The organism is Exiguobacterium sp. s36 (genome assembly GCF_018618345.1).
GTDB classification, from domain to species: Bacteria; Bacillota; Bacilli; order Exiguobacteriales; family Exiguobacteriaceae; genus Exiguobacterium; species Exiguobacterium chiriqhucha.
Genome location: NZ_JACSLW010000001.1, coordinates 358,811 through 382,941, shown reverse-complemented (window position 1 = coordinate 382,941; position 24,131 = coordinate 358,811). Strand labels below are relative to the sequence as shown.

The 24,131-nt window shown below is 53.3% G+C and carries 22 protein-coding genes, 1 riboswitch and 1 other annotated feature; of the genes, 16 read left to right on the top strand and 6 right to left on the bottom strand.

The genetic code is table 11. The features are described from left to right. Positions 1-97 precede the first annotated feature (97 nt). The 6 genes from yugI to KNP95_RS01915 all read left to right on the top strand — a co-directional run bounded on the left by yugI (position 98) and on the right by KNP95_RS01915 (position 5,582). Entirely contained in the window at positions 98-490 is a 393-nt protein-coding gene (yugI, locus tag KNP95_RS01940) for a S1 domain-containing post-transcriptional regulator GSP13 (RefSeq protein ID WP_016509788.1), read from the top strand. 94 nt (positions 491-584) lie between these two features. Next, positions 585-1,583 carry a Gfo/Idh/MocA family protein gene (locus KNP95_RS01935; RefSeq protein ID WP_214835200.1) on the top strand — a complete coding sequence of 333 codons (999 nt, stop codon included), beginning with the start codon at positions 585-587 and terminating at the stop codon, positions 1,581-1,583. Positions 1,584-1,651: 68 nt separating this feature from the next. Continuing rightward, positions 1,652-2,815 (top strand): iron-containing alcohol dehydrogenase, encoded by a 1,164-nt coding sequence (locus KNP95_RS01930; protein ID WP_029595137.1) that lies wholly within the window; start codon positions 1,652-1,654, stop codon positions 2,813-2,815. Between the two features lie 106 nt (positions 2,816-2,921). Then, complete coding sequence (locus KNP95_RS01925) at positions 2,922-4,274, top strand: glucose-6-phosphate isomerase (RefSeq protein ID WP_029595138.1); 1,353 nt, start codon at positions 2,922-2,924, stop codon at positions 4,272-4,274. A 98-nt stretch (positions 4,275-4,372) separates the two neighbouring features. After that, entirely contained in the window at positions 4,373-4,846 is a 474-nt protein-coding gene (ytkD, locus tag KNP95_RS01920) for an RNA deprotection pyrophosphohydrolase (RefSeq protein ID WP_021065548.1), read from the top strand. After that, complete coding sequence (locus tag KNP95_RS01915; RefSeq protein ID WP_214835199.1) at positions 4,827-5,582, top strand: alpha/beta hydrolase family protein; 756 nt, start codon at positions 4,827-4,829, stop codon at positions 5,580-5,582. Before ytkD ends, KNP95_RS01915 begins: the two co-directional genes overlap by 20 nt. A 35-nt stretch (positions 5,583-5,617) precedes the next feature. Here the strand turns inward: KNP95_RS01915 and pckA are convergent, their stop codons facing one another. After that, positions 5,618-7,189 carry a phosphoenolpyruvate carboxykinase (ATP) gene (pckA, locus tag KNP95_RS01910; RefSeq protein WP_021065550.1) on the bottom strand — a complete coding sequence of 524 codons (1,572 nt, stop codon included), beginning with the start codon at positions 7,187-7,189 and terminating at the stop codon, positions 5,618-5,620. Between the two features lie 315 nt (positions 7,190-7,504). Further along, positions 7,505-7,624: riboswitch (SAM riboswitch) on the top strand. 132 nt (positions 7,625-7,756) lie between these two features. Between pckA and metK the strand changes: the two genes are divergently transcribed. Beyond that, positions 7,757-8,965 (top strand): methionine adenosyltransferase, encoded by a 1,209-nt coding sequence (gene metK / locus KNP95_RS01905; protein ID WP_021065551.1) that lies wholly within the window; start codon positions 7,757-7,759, stop codon positions 8,963-8,965. 39 nt (positions 8,966-9,004) lie between these two features. Here metK and KNP95_RS01900 read toward each other — a convergent pair whose 3' ends face one another. Further along, positions 9,005-9,502 carry a hypothetical protein gene (locus KNP95_RS01900; protein ID WP_214714542.1) on the bottom strand — a complete coding sequence of 166 codons (498 nt, stop codon included), beginning with the start codon at positions 9,500-9,502 and terminating at the stop codon, positions 9,005-9,007. Between the two features lie 164 nt (positions 9,503-9,666). On the opposite strand from KNP95_RS01900, the gene KNP95_RS01895 reads away from it, so the two are divergent. After that, positions 9,667-10,137 carry a GNAT family N-acetyltransferase gene (locus tag KNP95_RS01895; protein WP_029595141.1) on the top strand — a complete coding sequence of 157 codons (471 nt, stop codon included), beginning with the start codon at positions 9,667-9,669 and terminating at the stop codon, positions 10,135-10,137. 89 nt (positions 10,138-10,226) lie between these two features. Further along, positions 10,227-10,943 carry an alpha/beta fold hydrolase gene (locus KNP95_RS01890; protein ID WP_021065554.1) on the top strand — a complete coding sequence of 239 codons (717 nt, stop codon included), beginning with the start codon at positions 10,227-10,229 and terminating at the stop codon, positions 10,941-10,943. Between the two features lie 32 nt (positions 10,944-10,975). Here the strand turns inward: KNP95_RS01890 and mnmM are convergent, their stop codons facing one another. Further along, complete coding sequence (gene mnmM / locus KNP95_RS01885) at positions 10,976-11,548, bottom strand: tRNA 5-(aminomethyl)-2-thiouridylate-methyltransferase MnmM (protein WP_214714544.1); 573 nt, start codon at positions 11,546-11,548, stop codon at positions 10,976-10,978. Next, positions 11,502-12,479, bottom strand: coding sequence for a tRNA modification radical SAM protein MnmL/YtqA (gene mnmL, locus KNP95_RS01880; protein ID WP_029595143.1), 978 nt, complete (start codon positions 12,477-12,479; stop codon positions 11,502-11,504). Before mnmL ends, mnmM begins: the two co-directional genes overlap by 47 nt. A gap of 176 nt (positions 12,480-12,655) precedes the next feature. On the opposite strand from mnmL, the gene KNP95_RS01875 reads away from it, so the two are divergent. The 4 genes from KNP95_RS01875 to KNP95_RS01860 all read left to right on the top strand — a co-directional run bounded on the left by KNP95_RS01875 (position 12,656) and on the right by KNP95_RS01860 (position 18,236). Continuing rightward, a complete protein-coding gene (locus tag KNP95_RS01875; RefSeq protein WP_051627705.1) occupies positions 12,656-13,846 on the top strand; it encodes an MDR family MFS transporter in 1,191 nt (396 codons plus the stop codon). A gap of 42 nt (positions 13,847-13,888) precedes the next feature. Beyond that, positions 13,889-14,107, top strand: a binding site (T-box leader). Positions 14,108-14,145: 38 nt separating this feature from the next. After that, positions 14,146-16,551, top strand: coding sequence for a leucine--tRNA ligase (gene leuS / locus KNP95_RS01870; protein ID WP_214835198.1), 2,406 nt, complete (start codon positions 14,146-14,148; stop codon positions 16,549-16,551). Between the two features lie 117 nt (positions 16,552-16,668). After that, positions 16,669-17,709: a hypothetical protein gene (locus tag KNP95_RS01865; RefSeq protein WP_214835197.1), complete on the top strand. Its 1,041-nt coding sequence runs from the start codon at positions 16,669-16,671 to the stop codon at positions 17,707-17,709. Positions 17,710-17,723: 14 nt separating this feature from the next. After that, the gene (locus KNP95_RS01860) at positions 17,724-18,236 is read left to right on the top strand and encodes a pyrophosphohydrolase domain-containing protein (RefSeq protein ID WP_131471313.1); all 513 of its coding nucleotides are present in this window, start codon (positions 17,724-17,726) and stop codon (positions 18,234-18,236) included. A gap of 44 nt (positions 18,237-18,280) precedes the next feature. Here the strand turns inward: KNP95_RS01860 and KNP95_RS01855 are convergent, their stop codons facing one another. Further along, complete coding sequence (locus tag KNP95_RS01855; protein WP_214714550.1) at positions 18,281-19,555, bottom strand: BaiN/RdsA family NAD(P)/FAD-dependent oxidoreductase; 1,275 nt, start codon at positions 19,553-19,555, stop codon at positions 18,281-18,283. A gap of 128 nt (positions 19,556-19,683) precedes the next feature. Here KNP95_RS01855 and KNP95_RS01850 point away from each other — a divergent pair, with 128 nt between their 5' ends. After that, positions 19,684-21,381, top strand: coding sequence for a putative polysaccharide biosynthesis protein (locus tag KNP95_RS01850; protein WP_214714552.1), 1,698 nt, complete (start codon positions 19,684-19,686; stop codon positions 21,379-21,381). Then, positions 21,381-22,091, top strand: a complete 711-nt coding sequence (locus KNP95_RS01845; RefSeq protein WP_131471312.1) for a pseudouridine synthase — start codon at positions 21,381-21,383, stop codon at positions 22,089-22,091. Before KNP95_RS01850 ends, KNP95_RS01845 begins: the two co-directional genes overlap by 1 nt. An 84-nt stretch (positions 22,092-22,175) precedes the next feature. On the opposite strand, the gene KNP95_RS01840 is transcribed toward KNP95_RS01845, so the two are convergent. Next, positions 22,176-22,397, bottom strand: a complete 222-nt coding sequence (locus KNP95_RS01840; RefSeq protein ID WP_081637897.1) for a DeoR family transcriptional regulator — start codon at positions 22,395-22,397, stop codon at positions 22,176-22,178. Between the two features lie 306 nt (positions 22,398-22,703). Between KNP95_RS01840 and pepV the strand changes: the two genes are divergently transcribed. Continuing rightward, the gene (gene pepV / locus KNP95_RS01835) at positions 22,704-24,089 is read left to right on the top strand and encodes a dipeptidase PepV (protein WP_021065564.1); all 1,386 of its coding nucleotides are present in this window, start codon (positions 22,704-22,706) and stop codon (positions 24,087-24,089) included. The last annotated feature ends 42 nt before the right edge of the window (positions 24,090-24,131 follow it).

The window sequence follows — 24,131 nt, the reverse complement described above, 5'->3', positions numbered from 1 at the left end:
AAAAACAATCCCAAATAATCTTTTTTACTAATTTGTACACTTTATCGAAAAAAGTATGTTATAGTAAGTTGATGAATTTAGCATAGGAGTGTTTGTAATGGCAAAATACGAAAAAGATCAAGTTTTAAAAGGTAAAGTAACAGGAATCCAACCTTTCGGTGCGTTCGTCGCACTCGACGACGAGACTCAAGGTCTTGTCCACATCTCTGAAATCTCACACGACTACGTGAAAGACGTGAACGAGTACGTTCAAGTCGGTCAAGAAGTTGAAGTGAAAATTCTTGATGTTGATGAAGCATCTAAGAAAATCAAGCTTTCAATGAAAGCAACACAAGAAGCTCCAAAACGCGAGAAGTCGGCTAAGCCAGCTCGTCGTGGCGCACCACGCCGCAACGAAGCTTCAAACTTCAAGCAAGAAGAAGCACCAGGCTTCACTGTCCTCAAGGACAAGCTCGAAGACTGGATCAAAAACACGAACTTCAAAAAGTAAGTGATTGAAACGACCTGCCCTGTGCAGGTCGTCTTTTTTTTGTACAGGAAATGTCCCACACGTTCACGAACAGTACAGAAAAGGAGTGAGGACCATGAAAATCGGAATCATCGGTACGGGCGGGATTGCCAAGACCGCCCACATCCCGCAATACATCGCAGCAGGCGCAGACGTCGTCGCCGTCATGAATCGGACACGCGAACGCGGGGAGGCGGTGGCGAAGCAGTTCGGAATCGAACGGGTGTACGAGACGGTCGAGGAGATGCTCGCCGAAGAGACACTCGATGCGGTCAGCATCTGTACACCGAACGCCTTACATAAACAACAAGTCATTGCCGCACTCGAGGCCGGCTGTCACGTCCTCTGCGAGAAACCGCCGGCCATCTCGGCTTACGAGGCGAACGAGATGCTAGAAGCGGCCAGACGAGCTGAGCGAACCCTTCATTATGGCTTCCATTACCGGCATCGGTCGGATACCCAACTATTGAAGAGGATAATCGAGGCGGGTGAACTCGGACACATCTATGCCGCGACCGCGCTCGCCCTTCGGCGCCGTGGCATCCCGGGATGGGGCGTGTTCACGAATAAAGAGCTGCAGGGCGGCGGCGCACTGCTCGATATCGGGGTGCATATGCTCGACCTTGCCCTCTATTTGATGGATTATCCGAAGCCGGTCGATGTGGTCGGTCACGTCGGTCAATATCTCGGAACGCGACCTGGTGTCGGGCTGATGGGCGATTGGAACGCGGACGCGTTTTCGGTCGAAGACACGGCGCGGGCGATGGTCACGTTCGATAATGGGGCATCCTTGTTCTTAGACGCGAGTTTCATGGCCAACGTCGACGCGGCGGACACGATGCGGGTCGAACTGCGTGGGACGAACGGTGGCGCGTCGCTGTTCCCACTCGTCATCCATACGGAAGAGCACGGGGCGTTGTTCGATAAGACACCGGCTCACCTCGCGCTCGAAGACCCGTATGCGAGACAGATTCACACGTTTCTCGAGGCGTGTCGTCAGGAGCCGTCGTACCAGCAAGCGGAACAGGCGGTGACGCTCCATACAATCATCGACCGCATCTACGCTCAGGCCTGATTGCTTTTCAATCACAAAAAACAGGGTATATAGTGTAGGTGTTACATATTTTCGAAGGAGGATGAATTATGCACAACTTTGAATACAAAAACCCGACGAAACTTATTTTCGGGACTCATCAAATCGAAAAACTCGCGAGCGAGTTACAGGCGCTTGACGCCAAGAAAGTGATGCTCGTCTATGGAGGCGGGAGCATCAAAAAGAACGGCACGTACGAAGAAGTCGTGGCCGAGTTAAACAATGCTGGGATCGACTACGTCGACTTCTCAGGCGTCGAGCCGAACCCGCGCATCGAGACGGTACGTCGCGCGGTCAAACAAGCACGCGAAGAGAACATCGACGCGTTGCTCGCGGTCGGCGGTGGTTCGGTCATCGATTGTACGAAACTCATCTCGGCGGCCATCCCGTATGAAGGCGACGCTTGGGATATCGTGCTTCGCGACCACATCCCGACAGAAGCGGTCCCGTTCGGTACGGTGCTCACGCTCGCAGCGACTGGCTCTGAAATGAACTCGGGCTCGGTCATCACGAACTGGGAGACGCAAGAGAAGTACGGTTGGGGCCACCCGCTTGTCTATCCGACGTTCTCGATTCTCGATCCGCGTTATACGGTATCGGTACCGAAAGATCAAACGATTTATGGCATCGTCGATATGATGAGTCATTGTTTCGAGCAATACTTCCACCCGAACCATGCGCCGGTCCAAGAGCGTATGACGGAAGGCGTGTTGAAAGCGGTCGTCGAATCGGCACCGAAACTCGTCAATGACTTGGAGAACGTCGACTTGCGCGCCATCATCTTGTTCGCCGGAACGATCGCCTTGAACGGAGTGCTCCAAATGGGCGCCTCGGGCGACTGGGCATCACACAACATCGAGCATGCGGTCTCGGCTGTCCATGACATCCCACACGCAGGCGGACTCGCAATCTTGTTCCCGCGCTGGATGGAGCATGTGCTTGAAGAAGACAACGCCGCTCGCTTTGCACGCCTCGGGACGGAAGTATTCAACGTTGAACCGGCCGGTAACGATCTTGAGACGGCGAAACGGACGATTGCAGCTGTCCGCGCCTTCTTCGACGAGCTCGGTGCACCAAGCTCACTCCGTGACTATGACATCGATGAATCGACATTTGACGCCATCCTCGACTCGGCGATGAAACGAGGCGCATTCGGTCGCTTCCGTACGCTCGAACGTGAAGACGTCGCAGCGATTCTTGAACTGAGCAAATAAGGCGATTTCATGCCTATTTTGCAATAATGATTGAACGAATCCGACGTTTCCGTTTATGATGGGTCATGTATGGCTCTTCAATGAGCGATTTAAAGGAGGAAATGACATGTCAACAGTACGTTTCGATTATTCAAACGCCCTGTCTTTCGTCGGGGAACATGAAGTCGATCAATTGCAAGAAACCGTGAAAGCAATGCATTCGGTCATTCATGACCGCAGTGGGGCAGGTAGCGATTTCCTTGGGTGGGTCGACCTTCCAACAAACTACGATACGGATGAGTTTGCTCGCATCAAAGCGGCTGCGGAACGAATCCGTGAAAATTCGGACGTCCTCGTCGTCGTCGGAATCGGTGGATCATACCTCGGCGCACGCGCGGCAATCGAGATGCTCCAACATTCATTCTTCAACGTGTTATCTAAGGAAGAACGCAACGCACCACAAGTCTTCTTCGCCGGCCACAACATCTCGTCGACATACTTGACGGAGTTGCTCCAAGTGCTCGAAGGCAAGGACGTCTCAGTCAACGTCATCTCGAAATCGGGAACGACGACTGAACCGGCCATCGCGTTCCGTGTCCTCAAACAGTTCATGGAAGACAAGTATGGTCAAGATGGCGCACGTGAACGCATTTATGCGACGACAGACCGTGCCCGTGGCGCCTTGAAGACGCTCGCGGATGCAGAAGGCTACGAGACGTTCGTGATTCCAGATGACGTTGGAGGTCGCTTCTCGGTGCTCACACCGGTCGGACTCCTTCCGATCGCGGCAGCAGGCATCGACATCGACGCCCTCATGGAAGGTGCACGTGATGCCCAAACGGCTTACTCGTCTCCGAACTTGGCGGACAACGAAGCGTACCAGTACGCGGTCGTCCGTAACGCTTTATATGCGAAAGGCAAGTCGATTGAGTTGCTCGTCAACTACGAACCAGCCTTGCATTACGTATCGGAGTGGTGGAAACAGCTTTATGGCGAGTCAGAAGGGAAAGACAACAAAGGGATTTTCCCGGCGGCAGTCGACTTCTCGACGGATCTCCACTCGATGGGACAATACATTCAGGAAGGTCGTCGTGACTTGTTCGAGACGGTTATCCGTGTCACGAACGTCCGTCACGCGATGAACGTGCCGGAAGATTCACAAGACCTCGATGGCTTGAACTTCCTCGCTGGTGAGACGATTCAATTCGTCAACGACAAGGCAGCTGAAGGAACACTCCTCGCCCACACGGACGGAGAAGTCCCGAACCTCGTCGTCGAATTGCCAGAGATGACGCCGTACCACCTCGGTTACTTGTTCTACTTCTTCGAGAAGGCATGCGCGATGAGCGGATACATCCTCGGAGTGAATCCGTTCAACCAACCAGGCGTTGAAGCGTATAAAGCGAACATGTTCGCGTTGCTTGGAAAACCAGGTTACGAAGAGCAAAAAGCTGAGCTTGAAAAGCGCTTGAACCAATAATTTTGAGTAGGTCCGCTCCGGCGGGCCTATTTTTTTGTTTGAAACTAGTGGAAGACAAGGTAAAGTGAGAGTAGACAGGGGAAAGAAAGGGATGGACTATGTTGACATTCACGGACTACTATCACAATAAAGTCGAGTTGAGCTTTGCGCACTATCCATTTTCGGATACACCGCTCCACGTCTGGGTCGTCGCTCGCTTTGAAAATCAATGGGTGCTGACGAAGCACAAGCAGCGCGGGCTCGAGTTTCCGGGTGGGAAAGTCGAACCCGGCGAACACGAAGATGACGCCGCGATTCGGGAAGTGTATGAAGAGACGGGCGGTGTCGTGAAGACGCTCCATTATCTCGGCCAATATCGCGTGCTTGGGCGTGGCGACACGGTCATTAAAAATATTTATTTCGCCGAAATCGAACGTTTCGACGATCATCCGGCGGTCGACGAGACCGATGGGGCCGTCCTTATGAAGGAATTGCCGACGAATCTGCTCCGGAACAATCGGTACAGCTTCATGATGAAAGACCGGGTGCTCCCGGAAACGATGAAGGTGCTCTATGAAAAACAATTGGTTTGACAAGGTCGAGGTCCTGCCGCCGTACGCCGGTTATCCGGTCCATCGTGGCTGGTATGCGACGCGTGACGGTGAGGACGTCGTCGCCTATACGATCACACCGAAACGGCCGAACGGACATGTCCTGTTCTATCTGCGCGGCGGAACAGGACGCATCGGGGATGTGCGTTTGCCCCGGTTGATGCAGTTCGCTGCCAAAGGTTTTCACGTCGTGGCGCCCGTTTACCGGGGTAACCATGGCGGGAGCGGGAAAGAGGACTTCGGCGGCGCCGATCTAGAGGACGTCCTGTCTCTCTACGATCGTGTCTGTCGAACGGATACGTTTATTCATGCCCTTGGTTTCTCGCGCGGGGGCATGATGGCGTTGTCGCTCGCCGCGGAACGACCGCTCACGTCCGTCACGTCATGGGCGGGTGTGACCAATCTCGAGTGGACGTATGAAGAACAGCGTTCGATGCGGAAGATGTTGCGCCGTATGACCGGGGGCGACCCGGGAGCGGCCCGTGCCGCTTATGTCGAGCGCTCGCCGCTCTACAAGGAATGGGATGCACCGACGTTGTTGATTCACGGCACCGATGATGAACAAGTCCGCCTGCGCCATGCGACGGCGGTAGCGGAACGGATGGGGGAGCGGGCCGAACTTTGGGTCGTCCCGTTCGCCCATCAACTCCCGTTTTGGGAAAAATGGAAGACGACCGATGCGGCGATGGAATGGATGCTCGCCAACTCAAAAAAATGAGACGACTGCCGAATCGGCAATCGTCTCATTTTTCGTTATACGATGATTGGTCCGGCCGCAACGACCGCCTCACTCGCTTTCGTGAATCGTTTGAAATTGTCCTGGAACTTCCGGGCGAGCGCCGTTGCTTCGGCATCGTAGCGCGCTCCGTCTTTCCATGTGTCCCGCGGATTGAGCACGTCGCCTGGCACGCCGTCAATGTGGCGTGGAATCTCGACATTGAAAATGTCGTGGCGCGTCGTCTCGACGTCACGCAATTTGCCGTTGACCGCCGCGTTCACCATCGCCCGTGTATAGGCGAGCTTCATCCGTGATCCTTCTCCGTACGCGCCGCCGGTCCAACCCGTGTTGACGAGATAGACGTCGACGTCGTGCTTCTCAATCAGCGTACCGAGCATGTCCGCATAGCGCTCCGGTGCGAGCGGCAAGAACGGTGACCCGAAGCAGGTCGAGAACGTCGCCTGTGGTTCAGTGACGCCGCGCTCCGTGCCGGCGAGTTTTGACGTATACCCTGACAAGAAGTGGTACATCGCCTGCTCTTTCGTCAATTTGCTGATTGGAGGCAATACCCCGTATGCATCGGCCGTCAAGAAGACGATCGTGTTCGGATGACCGGCCCGTGACGGAAGCATCGCGTTATCGATGAATTGAATCGGATAGGCGGCCCGTGTGTTCTCGGTGAGCGAGATATTCTTATAATCCGGTGCCCGGTTCTCGTCTAAGACGACGTTCTCAATCAATGAGCCGAAACGGATGGCATCGTAGATTTCCGGCTCGTTCTCGCGCGACAAATTGATCGTCTTCGCGTAGCAACCGCCCTCGATATTGAAGACGCCGTCGGGTGACCAACCGTGCTCGTCATCCCCAATCAAATGGCGTTCCGGGTCGGCCGACAGTGTCGTCTTCCCAGTTCCCGATAGACCGAAGAAAAGGGCCGTCTCGCCGGCGTCCGATACGTTCGCCGAGCAGTGCATCGATAACACATGTTGTTCCGGCAACAGGAAGTTCATGACCGAGAAAATCGATTTTTTAATCTCGCCGCCGTATTCTGTTCCCCCGATCAGAATGGTCCGCTTGGCGAATGAGACGAGAATGAACGTTTCGGAGTTCGTCCCGTCGATGATTGGGTCGGCCTTATAACTAGGTGCATAGATGACCGTGAAGGGCTCGAAGGCACCTTTCGTCGGCCATTCACGCAAGAACAACTGTTTGGCGAACAAATTGTGCCACGCGTATTCCGTGATGGCACGGACCGGGAGCGTATAGTGCTCGTCTGCCCCCGCAGACGCCTCGAGATAATAGAGCTTGTCTTTCGTTTCGAGGTGCGTCAACACTTTGTCGAGTAGCGCGGTGAACTTCTCTTCCGCGATCGGTTGGTTGACTGGACCCCAGTCTACTAAATGATTGCTGACTTCATCTTGCACGACGAATTTGTCTTTCGGTGACCGTCCTGTGAATTTCCCAGTACTGACCGATAAAGCCCCGTCTTTCGTCAGTACGCCCTCACCGTTGCGAATGGCTTCTTCCACCAGTTCTGGAACCGTCAAGTTCCGCATCATGTCGGCACCTTTAATTAATTCTTCGATTTTCAGGAGCGTTGTCGCCATCCTGAATCCCACCTTTCCCCTAAATAGATGTGGATGAAATCCGCATACTTCCGCGTTTAATCAGTATGACGTTTTTATTATATGTGACATACTAATCAAAAACAAGCATTTTTTACCCTTTAAAGTAAGCGCTTTCTTACATTGTCATTCTAACATATTCTGTATCAGGTCATAGTACAAAAACCAAAACGGACAAAAAAATGTTTGATATTTCACAAACATAACTATTTGACCGTTTGTGAAAAGTTTGACGAATTCGGTCGATACGCTTGACAGAACGGGGTGTCATTTATATGATGGTCTTCGTAACGGATACTCTTATTCTGAGCGGTGGAGGGAACAAGGCCCTACGAAGCCCAGCAACCGTCCGAGTTTTCATTGTTATTCGGAAAAGGTGCTATCCTGAAGCGAAGCGTAAGCTTCGAACGATAAGAGGGTAAGGAAGAACGATTCAACCTTTCCCATTTGAACATGGCGAGAGGTTTTTTTCATTACCGTCCCAAAGCAACGCGTAAGGGGAACGAGTACCGTCCACACATCACCCTTTATTATAGGAGGTTTTTCGAAATGGCAAACTTGAACCGTCGACTTTTCACTTCGGAGTCCGTCACGGAAGGACATCCGGATAAAATTTGTGACCAAATCTCAGATGCGATTTTGGATGCAATTTTAGCTGAAGATCCAAACGCCCGCGTTGCGGCTGAGACGTCTGTCACAACAGGTCTCGTGCTCGTAGCAGGTGAAATCACAACATCAACTTACGTGGATATCCCGAAAGTTGTTCGTGAAACTGTTCGTGAGATCGGCTACACACGTGCGAAATATGGTTTCGATGCAGAGACTTGTGCTGTCCTCACATCGATCGATGAGCAATCGGTAGACATCGCGCAAGGTGTTGACCAAGCGCTCGAAGCTCGTGAAGGACAAATGACTGAAGAAGAAATCGATGCAATCGGTGCTGGTGACCAAGGTCTCATGTTCGGTTACGCAACAAAAGAGACGCCGGAACTCATGCCGCTCCCGATTTCACTCGCTCACAAATTGTCACGTCGTTTGGCAGAAGTTCGTAAGAACGGCACGCTCGCTTACCTTCGCCCAGACGGTAAGACACAAGTGACAGTCGAATACGACGAAGCGAACAACCCAGTTCGCATCGACACAATCGTCATCTCGACACAACACGCGGAAGACATCACGCTCGAGCAAATCCAAGCTGATTTGAAAGAGCACGTCATCGATGCAGTCATCCCGGCTGAACTCATCGACGCGGACACGAAATACTTCATCAACCCGACTGGCCGCTTCGTAATCGGTGGACCACAAGGGGATGCAGGTCTCACAGGACGCAAAATCATCGTCGATACGTACGGTGGATACGCTCGTCACGGCGGCGGCGCGTTCTCAGGTAAAGATCCTACCAAAGTTGACCGTTCAGCAGCGTATGCAGCTCGTTACGTGGCGAAAAACCTCGTTGCAGCGGGACTTGCTGACAAAGCAGAAGTTCAACTTGCTTACGCAATCGGTGTTGCTCACCCGGTATCGATCGCGGTTGATACGTTCGGCACAGGCAAATTGAGCGAGACTGAGCTCGTCGAACTCATTCGTGAGAACTTCGACCTCCGTCCGGCCGGCATCATCAAGATGCTCGACCTTCGTCGCCCAATCTACAAGCAGACAGCAGCTTACGGCCACTTCGGTCGTACAGACGTTGAACTCCCATGGGAGCAAACGGACAAAGCGGCAGTGCTCGAAGAAGGCGCGAAACGTTTCGCATAAGCATAGAAAAACGACCTTTCACTCGAAAGGTCGTTTTTTTTAGGCTTGCGGCTTGTCTTCAGTTGTTGAGTTCTCTTTGCCAAGTGCCGTATCTTTCGCTTCGACGACTTTCTCGCCAATCGATTGTAAATCCGATTTCGCTTCTTGTGCCGTCCCGACGACTTTGTTCACGTCTTGTTTGACCGTGTCGACTTCACCGGCGACTTTTTCATAGACGTTTTGCACGTCGGTCGCGACGTCTTGAATGACCTCGGTCGCTGCTTTCACTTGACCGATGACTTGTGACGCCGTTCCGGCCGGGTCTTGTTTGACCGTGTCGACGAGACCGCCGACCGATGACTTCGCGCTCGAGAACGATTGTTTCGTGTTCTCACGGTTTGACGTGCTAAGTAAGGCGAGTAGGCCGCCGACGAGGGCGCCGAGGAGCATCCCGGTCACGACTGTGATTTTTGGGCCTCCTGTGTTCGTCTGTTCAAACTGACGGTTCGGATGATTGGCTTGCTCGACTTGTGGATCGTGTTGTAGTTTCGGTTCCATGGTAACACTCCTTTTTATAAGTTGGCATTGATACTCTTATACCCGACACAAAATGGAAAATAACGTCTTCCTTCATTTCGACATCAAAAAGTAATGAACGGGCAGGATATTTTTTTGCCGATGGGGAATGTTACTACTAGATTGGCCAAAAGGGGGATGCCGTTATGAAGATTCGAGAAGCCGTGCCAGAAGATGCCGCCACCATCCGCGACATTGCGCTCGCGACGGTCAGTGAACGAGACGAGGTTCGTTCGAAAGTAATGGAACGCGCCTATCAACAAGAAGAGATCGTCCGCGCCATCAGTTCAAGCGAGGAAGCGAAAGAGCAGTTGTTCATTGTCGGTGAGGCCGAAGGCGACGTCATCGGCTTCTATCACGCCATCGACCGCGGGGACACATGGGAAGTACTCCGTCTCTATCTTCATCCGGCTCATCACCGCCAAGGCCTAGGGACGGCACTGTTGTCGCATCTACGGGAACGGAAAGTCCAACCGATCGAGCTGTACGTCGAAAGCTCGAACGAGCAAGCCATCGCTTTTTTGAGTCATGAGGCGTTCATCGAACTGAATCGAATCCAAGAAGAAGTATACGATCAACCGATGGAACTGATTCATTTACGGTACGACCCGCGCTAAGACCCTAGACGGATTTTCAACCAAACATCAGTCTCGGCTGATGTTTTTTGTTAGTATAAAGATATGTGATAACAAAATGAGGTGACAGCATGGCTTATGAAGAAGAATCACGAAAAGGGGTCATCGTGATCGTGTATCCGCTCCAGTTCACGTCGCGTTTGAGTGAGGCGTTTTTAGGACGGTTGCGGGACGAGTATGAAGTCCTCGTCGTGACCGGCCAGACGGTCGGTTTGACGGCGGAAGACCATAAATTGTTAATCAAGAACACGTTACGTGAGGCGAGTCAGTACAAGCTGCCGATTCACGTCATCGCGTTCAGTCTCGGGGCGTTGTTGACGAACCGCTTGCTCCAGGAATATGACGTGCCGCTCGGCAGTCTGACGTACATCTCACCGCTGTTCGACTGGCATCCGTCCCGCCAAATCGGCGGACTGAAACAAGTCGTGGCCAGTGCGGTCGACCGTTTCCGTCCTGACCTTCCGCTCGGCATGATGACGTTCATGGGTGGCGGGGAAGAGTCGTCGCGCTTCGGGGAGATCACGTACGGTCAATACCGTGAAATCGAAGAGGAAATCGTCGAGCATCAAGAAGAGAAGAAACATCTGCCGCGTCTGCCGCTCGCTTGTTTCTACGCACCGGACGATCGCTTCGCCGATGTGAAATTGACACTCAACGTCTGCCGGAAAATCGGCGGCGACCAAGTGTATATTCGTCGGCTCGAAGGGTTCCCGCACTTCGGCTATGAACGATTGAATACGAAGTTCGCGGAGACGCTCATCACGTTTTATGAATTGATTCGAGAATGAAATCAGGCGACTCGCATGAGTCGCCTGTTTTTTTATGCTCGTTTTTCAATCGCCACGATGAACGGGGGATGATTGATTTGATTGATGAAGCCGTAACGGAGGACGCCGGCCCGTTTTTGATCGATTGATTCGACATAGGCTAGCACTTCGTCGCGCTCGACTTTGCCGCTCTCATGGCCGTGATAGATGACGACGACGATGACGCCGCCGACGGCCATGACATCGAGCAGTTGCTCGAGGGCGTCGATGGTCGTATTGCCGGTCGTCGTGACCGACTTGTCGCTTCCCGGTAAATAGCCGAGATTGAACACGGCCGCTGTGATTGGGCGTGTCTCGTCTGCCACGATGTCCCGGACCGTGTCGTGGCTATCATGAATGACGGTGACACGGTCCGTCAATGTTGCTTCCTCGATACGAGTCCGTGTTGCCTCGACCGCCGCGGCTTGAACGTCGAACGCATAGACATGTCCCGTCGCTTCGACGAGTTCGGCTAAAAACAATGTGTCGTGCCCGTTGCCGGCCGTCATATCGATGGCGACGGCACCTGGCGTCACATGTTCACGAAGTAGGTATTTCGCGAACGGTAAAACTCTCATTAATCCCATGGCTCTCATCCTTCTTTTTTCCTTGGAAAGAATCACGACGCATTAATTCGGCATCGATGGCGTTTAGGACGGCCATCTTGTGCCGGCTCCACGTCGGACCGATCAACAGATCGGGTGGACCGTCACCGGTCAGACGATGGATGACCATCTCGGGCGGTAATACTTCCAATTGATCACAGACGAGCGAGACGTAAGTCGTCTCGTCCATGAGCTCGAGCAGTCCTTTTTCGTATTGTCTGGCGAGCGGGGTCTGCTTCAAGACGTGGAGCAAATGGATCTTGATTCCTTGTACGTCCATTTTAGCAACTTCTCGCGCCGTGTCGAGCATCATCTCCGTCGTCTCGCCCGGCAGGCCGTTGATGATATGGACAACGACGCTGATTTGGCGTCGCCGGAGTTTGTCGAGTCCTTCCAAGAACGTCTTGTAGTCGTGACCACGATTGATTTTCCTCGCCGTCGCATCGTGAATCGTCTGCAGGCCGAGTTCGACCGTGAGAGATGTCCGTTCATTCAACTCGGCGAGATAGTCGACGACGTCGTCTGGCAGACAGTCCGGTCGGGTCGCAATCGATAGACCGACGACACCGTCCTCCGCGAGGGCGGGCTCAAACAATTCCCGGAGCCGGGCGACGGGGGCATACGTGTTGCTGAACGCTTGGAAGTAGGCAATGTAACGGGCGTGTTTCCATTTTCGGTGCAGCCGCGCCTTCACTTCGGCGAATTGGACCGAAATCGGATCACAGGCATTGCCTGCGAAGTCGCCACTTCCGTCATCCGAGCAGAACGTACACCCGCCCTTCGAGACGAGCCCGTCCCGGTTCGGACAAGTGAAGCCGCCGTCGAGCGGTACTTTGAACACTTTTCCGCCGAACTCGCGGCGATATGCTTCATTTAATTTGTGATATTTGGCTTCGCCAAACGGGTTTTGCATGAATATCCTCTCCTTCTTTGCTCATGCTATCACAAAGATAAGTCACCGTTATTTCATAATAAGTAATTTTTCTTGACAGTTATGAGGCGTTCCGTTAGCTTGGAGGAGGACTTATTTTTGATTCGGCCGTCGTGCCGAATTTTTATCGTTTAACGGGTAGGAAAGGAGTAACTGGTATGAACAACAAAATGCCGATTTCGGTATGGATTTTGGTCATCGCGATGGCGCTCAATACGACGGCGGCGTCTTTTTTATGGCCATTTAACACACTCTATATAAATGGATATTTAGGCGAGTCAATGACGCTCGCAGGGATGGCGTTGCTCGTTAACTCGGCGCTCGCCATTGCCGGGAACTATATCGGGGGGACGCTGTTTGACCGGATCGGCGGGAAGCGGACGCTCATCCTCTCGGTCGGCCTATTGCTCGTGAGCTCGCTCGGGTTCTTGTTGTTCCATGCCACGTTCCTCGGCTACTTGGGCTGGCTCGGCTTAATCGGGTTCTCCGGCGGTCTCGTCTTCCCGACGGTATACGCCTTTGCCGGCTTGATTTGGCCGGAAGGTGGACGCCGTTCGTTCAACGCGATTTACGTCGCTCAAAACGTCGGGGTCGCCCTCGGGACAGCGATGAGCGGACAGATTGCGCGCATCGATATCGAGTTGATTTTCTACGCCAACTTCTTCTTATCGGTCTTATTCGTCGTCGTCCTCTTATTCGGGCTCCGTTATTTGAAAGACCCGGCACGTCCGGTCGTCCAGTCGCAGCTTGAGGCTGCGGCGACGACGTTATCGAGTGCGACGATGAAATCGATGTGGTTCGTCGCCATCGGCTACGCGGCCCTTTGGTTCGTTTACGTGCAGTGGCAAGGGACAATCGCCGTCCATTCGAAAGACCTTGGCGTGACAATCAGCCAGTATTCACTCCTTTGGACGGTGAACGGAGCCTTGATCGTGTTCGCTCAACCGCTCCTCAACCGGGCGCTTCGTTACTTTGAAGATGATTTGAAGAAGCAACTCATCGTCGGCGCCGTCATTTTCCTCGCTGCCTTCGCGGTCGTCCCGTTCGCGGGGGGCTTCACGATGTTCATGGTCGCGATGATCGTCATGACGATCGGGGAGATGTTCATTTGGCCGGCCGTTCCGACGATTGCCGCGAAACTCGCACCGCCGGGGAAAGCAGGTCAGTTCCAAGGACTCGTCAATATCGCGGCCTCGGTCGGTCGGATGATCGGTCCGACCGTGTCGGGTCTCGTCTATGACGTATTCGGCATCGGTGCCGTCTTTACAATGCTATTCTTGCTCACGGCCATCGCGCTCGCGTTCTTCATTTTCATGAAGGACATCCGAGTACCTGAAAAATCAAGTTGACGCTCTAAAACAGATTGGGCTAAAATGAACGAGTGAGATCATACACATGCGTAGAAGAGGAATAGTATCGTGACGTCTGTATTTGTAGAGAGCCGGTGGGTGGTGTGAACCGGTATATGGACCGCGAGAACTCGCCTTGGAGCAGTTCGCCTGAACGAACAGTAGGGTGAACCGGAGTTACGCCTCGTTACCGGCGTCTCAAGTGGCAGAAATGCAACATGGGTGGTACCGCGGAAAGCTTTCAAGCCTTTCGTCCCATTACCGGGGCGGAAGGCTTTTTATTATGCAGAGGAGGATGAATGTTGGACTATTTTAAACATCAAGACATCGAGCCGAAATGGCAAAAGCGTTGGGACGAGAAAGATGCATTCCGGACGACAGAAGACCCGGACAAGGAGTGTTTCTACGTCCTTGACATGTTCCCTTATCCATCAGGAGCGGGACTTCACGTCGGTCACCCGGAAGGTTACACGGCGACGGACATCATCGCCCGCATGAAACGGATGCAAGGCTTCAACGTCCTCCATCCAATGGGTTGGGACGCGTTCGGTCTTCCGGCCGAGCAATATGCCCTCGACACAGGGAACGACCCGCGCGAGTTCACAGAGCGCAACATCGGCACATTCCGCCGCCAATTGAAAGAGCTCGGTTTCTCGTACGATTGGGACCGTGAAATCAGCACGACCGACCCGAAATACTACAAGTGGACGCAATGGATCTTCACACAACTCCATGACCGCGGACTCGCCTATGTCGACGAAGTCGCCGTCAACTGGTGCCCGGCCCTCGGGACGGTACTCGCCAACGAAGAAGTCATCGACGGATTGTCGGAGCGGGGAAGCCACCCGGTTTACCGTGTGCCGATGAAGCAGTGGGTGCTTCGTATCACGGAATACGCCGAGCGGTTGCTCGATGATTTAGAAGGGCTTGACTGGCCAGACAGCGTCAAAGAGATGCAACGCAACTGGATCGGCAAGTCGGTCGGGGCCGAAGTCGATTTCAAAGTCGACGGTCACGATAAAGTCGTGACGGTGTTCACAACACGTCCGGACACACTTTACGGCGCGACATATGTCACGCTCGCACCGGAGCACCCGTTTGTGAAAGCAATCGCGACACCGGAACAAGTCGTCGCCATCGAAGCATACGTCGAAGAAGTCTCGAAAAAGACAGACCTCGAACGGACGGATCTCGCCAAGGAGAAGACGGGTGTATTTACCGGCGCTTACGCCATCAACCCGGTCAACGGGGAGAAGCTTCCGATTTGGATCGCTGACTACGTGTTGTCGACATACGGCACGGGCGCGGTCATGGCCGTACCTGGACATGATGAGCGCGACTATGAGTTCGCGAAGACGTTCAACCTTCCGATCCGTGAAGTCGTCACAGGCGGCAACTTGGATGAGGCGGCTTACGTCGAGGACGGCGTCCACGTCAACTCAGGCAGCTTGGACGGCCTCAATAAAGCCGACGCGATCGCCAAAATCATCGAAGAACTCGAACTCGCCGGCACTGGCCGTGCGAAGACGACGTATCGTCTCCGCGATTGGTTGTTCAGCCGTCAACGCTATTGGGGCGAGCCGATTCCAATCATTCATATGGAAGACGGTACGCTCAAGACTGTTGCGATTGAAGAGCTTCCGCTCGAACTCCCGATTATCGATGAAATCAAGCCGTCAGGTACGGGAGAATCACCGCTTGCGAACGCCGACGAGTGGTTGACGTACACGGATCCGGTTACCGGTGAGAAGGGTCGTCGCGAGACGAACACGATGCCGCAATGGGCCGGCAGTTGCTGGTACTACATTCGCTTCATCGATCCGCACAATGAAGACATGATCGCGGACCCAGAGAAGTTGAAGCGTTGGCTTCCGGTCGACTTATATATCGGTGGTACGGAGCACGCGGTCCTTCACTTGCTCTACGCTCGTTTCTGGCATAAAGTGCTCTATGATATCGGCATCGTTCCAACGAACGAGCCGTTCCAAAAGCTCTATAACCAAGGGATGATTCTCGGTGAGAACAACGAGAAGATGTCGAAGTCAAAAGGGAACGTCGTCAACCCGGACGATATTATCAAATCGCACGGTGCTGACACGCTTCGCCTTTACGAGATGTTCATGGGACCGCTCGACGCAGCCATCGCTTGGTCGACGAACGGCCTTGACGGCGCTCGTCGCTTCCTTGACCGCGTCTGGCGCTTGTTCGACCAGACGGAGCTCACGGACGGCGCTCCGTCGGCCGACTTCGAACGGACGTACCATCAGACGGTGAAGAAAGTGACAGAAGACTACGAGGCGCTCCGTTTCAACACGGCAATCTCGCAACTCATGGTCTTCATCAACGAGGCGTACAAACAAGACACGCTTCCAAAACAAGAGATGGTCAACTTCATCAAGATGCTGTCCCCAGTCGCGCCACACTTGGCCGAAGAGTTATGGGAACGTCTCGGCATGACAGAAGACTTGACGTACGCGGCATGGCCGACGTTCGATGAGTCGAAACTCGTCAGCGACACGATTGAAGTCGTCATCCAAGTGAACGGGAAGCTTCGTGCGAAGATGCACGTGGCCCGCGACGCTTCGAAAGAAGCGCTCGAGGCCGATGCGCTTGCGAACGAACGCGTTCAAGAGTTCACGGAAGGAAAGACGGTCCGCAAAGTGATTGTCGTTCCAGGAAAACTCGTCAATATCGTCGTTGGATAAGCAAAGGAATGTGTGACATTGTCACACGTTCCTTTCTTTTTCGTCATGTCGTTTTCTTTTCGGGTCGGGTTTGTTACACTAAAGGGCGATACTGCATATAAAGGGGACGAAACGTCCATGAAACGTTCATACGTACTATATACGACGCTATTTGCCGTCGTCGTCGGAGTGATTTTATGCTATGTGTTCGTCTTTTCGGACGAGGACATCCAAAGCCAGATCGCCTCGACGTTTGAGAAAATCGATATTCAAACGAGCCATCAATCGACTTCGGTACCTCCCGTCGAAGCCTCGCCGGACGAGGAGGACATCGATACGACCGATGCCCTTGAACAGATTCAAGAGATTGATGAAGTGTACTATAGTGACACGATCGGATCGTATCTTGTCTTGACGAAAAATAAAGAGTTCTTCGAAGTGAGCGGGAATGCCAATCGCGTGAATTCGTCGCTCATATTGGAGAACGAAGGGCAACCCTATCGGTTCGGCGAGTTCATCGGCATGCGCATGATTTCCGAAGAAAAGATATATGCCGTCACGGCGAACGGGGTTCTCGTGACAATCGAGCGGGTAGAAGGCCGTTGGACGGAACAACGACGCAAATTGATTAAAGGAATCGCCTCGACAGATCGGTTGTTCGGCCTCGGTTACGATGAAGAGACGAAACGATTGATTATCATGAGCCGTTTGGAGGAAACGCCGGATGTAGAACTGTTGTACGTCCAAGAGCGGACGCTCGAGGAAGAGACAGTCGACGACAGTGAGGCGGAAACGGATACATCGTCGGAAACCGATTCAGACGACGATTCGACATCGACGACAGATGAAGCAGATGCTGAAGCAGCACCGGAACCGAAGACGGAATGGGCTGTCGAGTCGAGAAAACCGCTCACGACCGAAGGGATGAGCGCCTCGATTCAACAGAAGTTCGAGAACTTCCGCGGTGTCGGCCTCGTCGAACGCCAAGGGCGCATTTACGTCCTCGATTCGGAAGAACTCGTCCTCTATACGGTTAACCCGGACGAAGGGACGATGAACGGGCAGATGGTGACACCTCGCGTCTACGGCTCGACCGGCATGTTCCTGCAAGACAATGAGATATTCGCCATCGTGCGACCAGATGTGTTCGACCTTGACGATTTCGTCTCGGTCGACTGATAGGAGAGAATGAGATGAGCAAACGTTACTTTTATGAAGAGGTTCGCCAGTTCCACGAGACGTTCGGACACCCGGAGGCGAGTGCACCGCAACCGCTTAGCTTAGACCGTGCTGTCAAACGTTCGGTCTGGACGGCAGAAGAAGCTGTCGTCGAATTTTTACATCAATCGGCACGGAATGAAGACGAGTTCCTTGCTGCCGTCGCCACGTTCCAACAAGGATTCGAACAGGCGGTTCAAAAATCGCTCCAAGACGCACCGCCGACGGACGACGTCGCTCGCCTCGTCGGACAAGGTGATGCGCTCACGGACGCCCTCTATTTCGTGATGGGCAGTTTCGTCGAACTCGGGCTCGACCCGGTTCCGTTGTTTGAAATCGTGCAGCGTGCCAATATGGCGAAGCTCGGACCAGACGGCAAGCCGATCCTCCGTGCGTCAGACAATAAAGTCATGAAGCCGGAAGGCTGGTTGCCACCCGAGCCAGAGCTCGAGGCGGAAGTAAGACGTCAACTTGAAGCAAAACAGTGACACTAAAAAGAGAGCCGATCGCACGTGCGATCGACTCTCTTTGTTTATACGGTCGTCTGTTCCGCGAACTGTGCCGCGTGTGAACCGGCACAGTGTCCGGTCGTGAAGGCGGCCGTGATGTTATAACCACCCGTATAGCCGTGAATATCGAGCACTTCGCCGGCGAAGAACAAGCCGTCTGCTTTCTTCGACATCATCGTTTGTGGGGCGATTTCTTTGACGGAAACGCCGCCGCCCGTGACGAACGCTTTATCGAAATCGAGCGTTCCGGTGGCGTGCAACTCGAACGTCTTCAATCGGGTCGCGAAATCGATAACCGATTGTTTCTTCAGCTGGCTCGCGTCCTCTTCGCCGAACGCGAGGTCGGCCAACAACAAGTCGAGCATCCGTTCCGGGATGAACCCTTTCCAGACGTTCTTGACGGCCCGCTTCGGTTGGTCTTGTACTTGGTTCCAAAGCTCTTGATACAGCTCGTCACGTGCCATATCCGGGAACAAGTCGAGCGAGAGGGCGACGACGCGCTCTTTGCTACGTTTGCGTTCTTTAATCGTATATTGACTGCACCGGAGGGCAATCGGACCCGAAATCCCGAAATGCGTGAAAATCATGTCGCCACGGTGTGTCTTAATCGGCTTGCCTTTCTTGCCGTGAACGGTGAGGGCGACGTCACGGAGCGACAGCCCTTGCAGCTGTTTCGTGCCGATGAACGCATCGTTCAACAAAATCGGTACTTCAGTCGGGAACAGCTCGGTGATCGTATGGCCGGCTTTCTCAGCCCATGGATAGCCGTCCCCGGTCGAGCCGGTGTGAGGGACAGATTGTCCACCGACGGCGATGACGCAAGCGCCGGCCTCAATCCGCTCGCCGTCCTCGAGTTCGACCGCTTCGAACTCATTTGCTTCATTAAAATGGAGCGTCTTCACTTTCGCATTTTTGCGAATCTCGACACCGAGTTGGTCGATGGCCCTGAGGAGCGTGTTGACGACGTCTTGCGCTTTATCCGTCACCGGGAACATCCGGCCATTATCTTCCTCTTTTAAAGGGATGCCGAACCCGGTGAACAAGTCGATAATCGACTGGTTGTCGAACTGGGCGAGGGCGCTATATAAGAAGCGTCCGTTCCCCGGGATGAATTGAATCAACTCGTCGACGGGCTTGCGGTTCGTCACGTTACAGCGTCCTCCGCCAGAAATGGCGAGCTTGCGTCCGAGCTTCGAACCTTTATCAATTAGGAGCGTGTTCGCTCCGGCTTTAGCGGCGGCATAGGTCGCCATCAGACCGCTTGGGCCTCCTCCGATGACGATTACATCTTTCCTCATGGTATCCCTCGTTTCTCTTTCAAATCAAATTCGTAACTTTATTATCTGCAACAGTAAGAGTATAATGAGAAACGGTCGTTTTGTAAAATTAGGTACATTAGTTGTGAAACAATAGATGGAGGTATCTCATGTCATCAAGCGTCAAACAAGATTCAGGACGAGAGTCCTTCGTCAAAGGCACGCTGCTGCTGTCAGCCGGAAATTTGATTTCACGTGCACTCGGACTGCTCTATACGTTCCCGTTCCAAGCGATGGTCGGGATTGCCGGTGTCACGCTCTATCAGGCGGCGTACACCTATTATGCGCTCATGATCGCCATTTCGACGGCAGGGATTCCCGTGGCCGTATCGAAATTCATCGCCAAGTATAATGCGCTCGGCGAATATGGCACGAGTCAGCGCTTGTTCCGTCAAGGGATGAAGCTGATGCTCGTGACCGGAGTCGTCGCTTTTTTATTACTGTTCTTCTCAGCACCGTGGTTATCGGAACTCATGGTCCGCAACTCGGAGAACAATCAGCAATATATCGACTCGTTGACGCTCGTCACGCGTAGCGTCAGTTTCGCTCTCCTGCTCATCCCAGCGATGAGTATGGTGCGCGGCTATTTCCAAGGACATCAGGACATGGCCCCGACGGCCATCTCCCAGGTCATCGAACAGATCGTCCGCATCATGTTCCTCCTCAGTGGGACGATGCTCGTCTTGTTCGTCTTCTCGGACTCGGCACTCATTCGTCCGCTCGCTGACTCGCTCGGTGGCACCGCTGCCGTGGCGACGACCGAGTTGAACGGTTTGAAAGTGCTCGCCGTCACGATTGCGACGTTCAGCGCCTTTATCGGTGCGATTGGGAGTATCGTCGTGCTCGCCATGTACTGGCGCAAACGGAAAGACATCCATCGTCAAACCGATAATCCGGCCGGCACACCGGTCCGTTCGATGAAATCACTATTGCTCGAGTTGCTCAGCTATTCGATTCCAATCGTCATGGTCGGTCTGTCGACGCCGCTCTATCAGTTCGTCGACCAGTTGACGATGGTCAATACGTTGCTCAACTCTGGGAAGTCGGTCGCCGAAGCGACGTCCGCGTTCGGATTCTTGACGGGGAACGCCCATAAAATCGTGTTGATTCCGGTATCGATTGCGGCGAGTGTGTCGATGGCGACCATCCCGCTCGTGACAAAATCGTTCACGCACGGCGATATGAACAAAGTTCGCAATCAAGTGAACCATATTTTCCAAGTATCGTTCTTTGTCACCATCCCGGCCGTCATCGGATTGGTCGCGCTCGCGGAGCCGTTGTTCGGGACGTTGTTCCCAGGTGACCGCGAAGGGTGGGTCTACCTGCTCCACTACGCACCGAGTGCGTTCTTCCTCGCTTATTACTCGGTGGCGGCGGCCATCCTGCAAGGGATCAACCGTCAATATTTCACCATCTTCGCGACGGCGATGGGTCTCATCACGAAAGCTGTGCTCAACGTACCTTTCGTGTATGCACTCGGCGGGATCGGCGCTGGTTATGCGACGATCGCCGGTTATATCGTCGCGATTATCCTCATGGTTTGGAAAATCCAACGGGCGCTCCAGTTTCCGTATAAGCAACTGTTGCGTCGGACGATGCTCATGTTTGCCATGGGTGGCGCGATGTTTATCGCCGTGTATGGTTCGCTGTTCGTCACGCTCCGGAATGAACCGAGTTGGGGCAATGATATCGTTGCCACGATCGTCGGTTTCGGAATCGGTCTCGTCGTATACGGCTATCTCGGTTGGAGAAGCCACTTGGCCGGAAAACTATTAGGGAAACGATTCCAGTATCGGAGGAAAGCTTAATGCGAATTGATAAATTATTGGCGAACATGGGATACGGTTCGCGCAAAGACGTCAAGATTTTACTGAAACAAGGGGTTGTCCGTGTCGATGACCAACCTGTCAAAGACGCGAAACGTCAAGTCAACCTTGAAACGGAACGGGTGACCGTGCAAGGCGAGGTCGTCGAGTACAAACCGTTCGTCTACTTGATGATGAACAAGCCGGCAGGTGTCATCAGTGCGACCGAGGATAAGGTCGAATCGACGGTCGTCGATTTGATTGACCCGTCCTACGCCCATTACGAGTTGTTCCCGGTCGGACGTCTCGACAAGGACACGACCGGTCTGTTGCTTCTCACAAACGATGGGGCGTTCAATCATGCGCTCATGTCACCGCGTAAGCATGTCGACAAAGTGTATGTCGCCGAAGTTGACGGGGAGATGACGACAGACGATGTCCGTCACTTCGCCGAGGGTGTCGAGCTTGAGGACGGCTATACGACGAAACCGGCCCGACTTGAGCTCATCAGCAAATCCGGACGTCGTTCGACGGTCCGTCTGACGCTCTCGGAAGGGAAGTATCATCAAGTAAAACGGATGATTGCCGCGGTCGGGAAACACGTCGAGCAGCTCGAACGGGTCCAAATCGGCGCACTCGAGCTCGACCCGACGCTCGAACCCGGGGCGTATCGGGAGTTGAGCGAAGAGGAAGTCGACTTGTTCTTCACATGAAATGAAGGCACGTGTCAGCCGACACGTGCCTTTTTGGGCGCAAAAAAAAGGGACCCGTTGCCGGAATCCCTCGTAACTTGTTATTTAATTTGCCGTCTTGAGCGAACGTTTTGATGATGTCCACGTTCCGCGACTCGGACTTTCAACCAGATTGTTGTATTCAAGCACGTTCAAATCACGCTGTACGGTGCGTGATGTGATCCCGAACTCCTCTACTAGTTCAGAAGTGGTGACGCATTCCCTTTCGTTAATGAACAAATAAATGGACTTGATGCGGGTTAGCATACGATCTGTTGAACCTTTCATTGGATAACCTCCCAATGCGTAGAATGATGAAAGACAAAACCTACGGACGACAAATGAAATATGAAATTGTTATTTTCTAAAATTACACCTTTAGTATACCGCTCCTGCATAGAATTGCAAGGGAAAAGAACGAACAATCGAAATGTAAAGAAACGATTATGAACGTAAATATCGAATGAAGGATATGTAAAGACGTAGACAAAAGGCTAAAAGACGAACGAAAAAATATTTTCGAAATGAATGTTCGTCTTTCTAACATTTGGATATACTAATAAGGGAGAGAACATTCGCAAAGGGGAGATCCATATGAATTGGAGACAAGAAGTCGACGCACGAAAAGACGCATTTTTAGAAGATTTAACAGGGTTATTGCAAATCCCAAGCGTGCTTGATGAGACGAAGACCGGCCCGAACGAACCGTTTGGACCTGAAGTCCGCCGAGCTCTCGATTACATGTTTGCACTCGGAGAGCGAGACGGGTTCGCTACGAAAGACGTCGCCGGATACGCGGGGCATTTAGAATACGGGTCAGGGGAAGAAATCGTTGGCATCCTCTGTCACTTAGACGTGGTGCCGGCTGGGGAGGGATGGACGTATGGGGCGTTCAATCCTACCATCGCCGACGGGAAAATATTCGCCCGTGGCAGCAATGACGATAAAGGACCGACGATGGCTGCTTATTACGGACTGCGCATCGTGAAGGAACTTGGATTGCCGCTATCGAAACGCGTCCGCCTGATTGCAGGTTGCGACGAGGAGAGCGAATGGCGTTGTGTCCGCGAATACTTCAAACAAGAGGCGATGCCGACATATGGCTTCGCACCGGACGCTGACTTTCCAATTATCAATGCTGAAAAGGGGCTATACGATGGCGTCTTGAAGCAGCTCCCAATTCAACGGGTGCCAGGCTCGAAACATCACTTGGTCTCGTTCGTGAGCGGAGAACGGCCGAACATGGTCCCGGACTTTGCGACAGCGGTACTCGAGACAGAAGACGTTCTCGAAGAAAAGTTTGAAGCGTATCTCGAAAAATATGAAGCGGACGGCACGTGCACATGGGACCAAGGGACGTATACGTTCACGATGAAAGGTGTGGCCGCCCACGCCATGGAACCAGATAACGGAGTCAACGCGGCCTACGTCCTCGCCGGCTTCTTGTTGACGCTCCCGCTCGACATTCAAGGAGAGCGCTACATCGAGTTCATTCGTCACGTGTTCGCCGATTCACGCGGGATTTCACTCGGTATCGAAGCGAGTGATGAGACGGGTGATTTGACGATTAACGGTGGCGTGTTCCGCTATCAAGGGGACGAACGGACGGCGACGGTGAATATCCGTTATCCATACACCGCGAAATTCGAGGAACGGTTGCAAAACTTGAAAGAGATCGCCTTGTCGTTCGGGTTCGAACTGTCGACGCGTCATCATATGCCGCCGCACCATGTGGCCGAAGACCATCCGCTCGTGAAAACGTTGGCAGGCGTCTATGAGCGTCAGACCGGCGAGTCAGCGCACTTGATGGCCATCGGCGGAGGGACGTATGCGCGCTCGCTCGAGGCTGGTGTCGCTTTTGGGGCGCTGTTCCCTGGAGCGAAAGACGTCGCCCACCAAGTCGATGAATACATGGAAATTGAAGATTTACTTCGCGCCGCCGCCATCTATGCGGAAGCGATTTATGAGCTCGCTAAATAATAACCCGTGAGAGCTGACTGATTCGGTCGGCTCTCTGTCTGT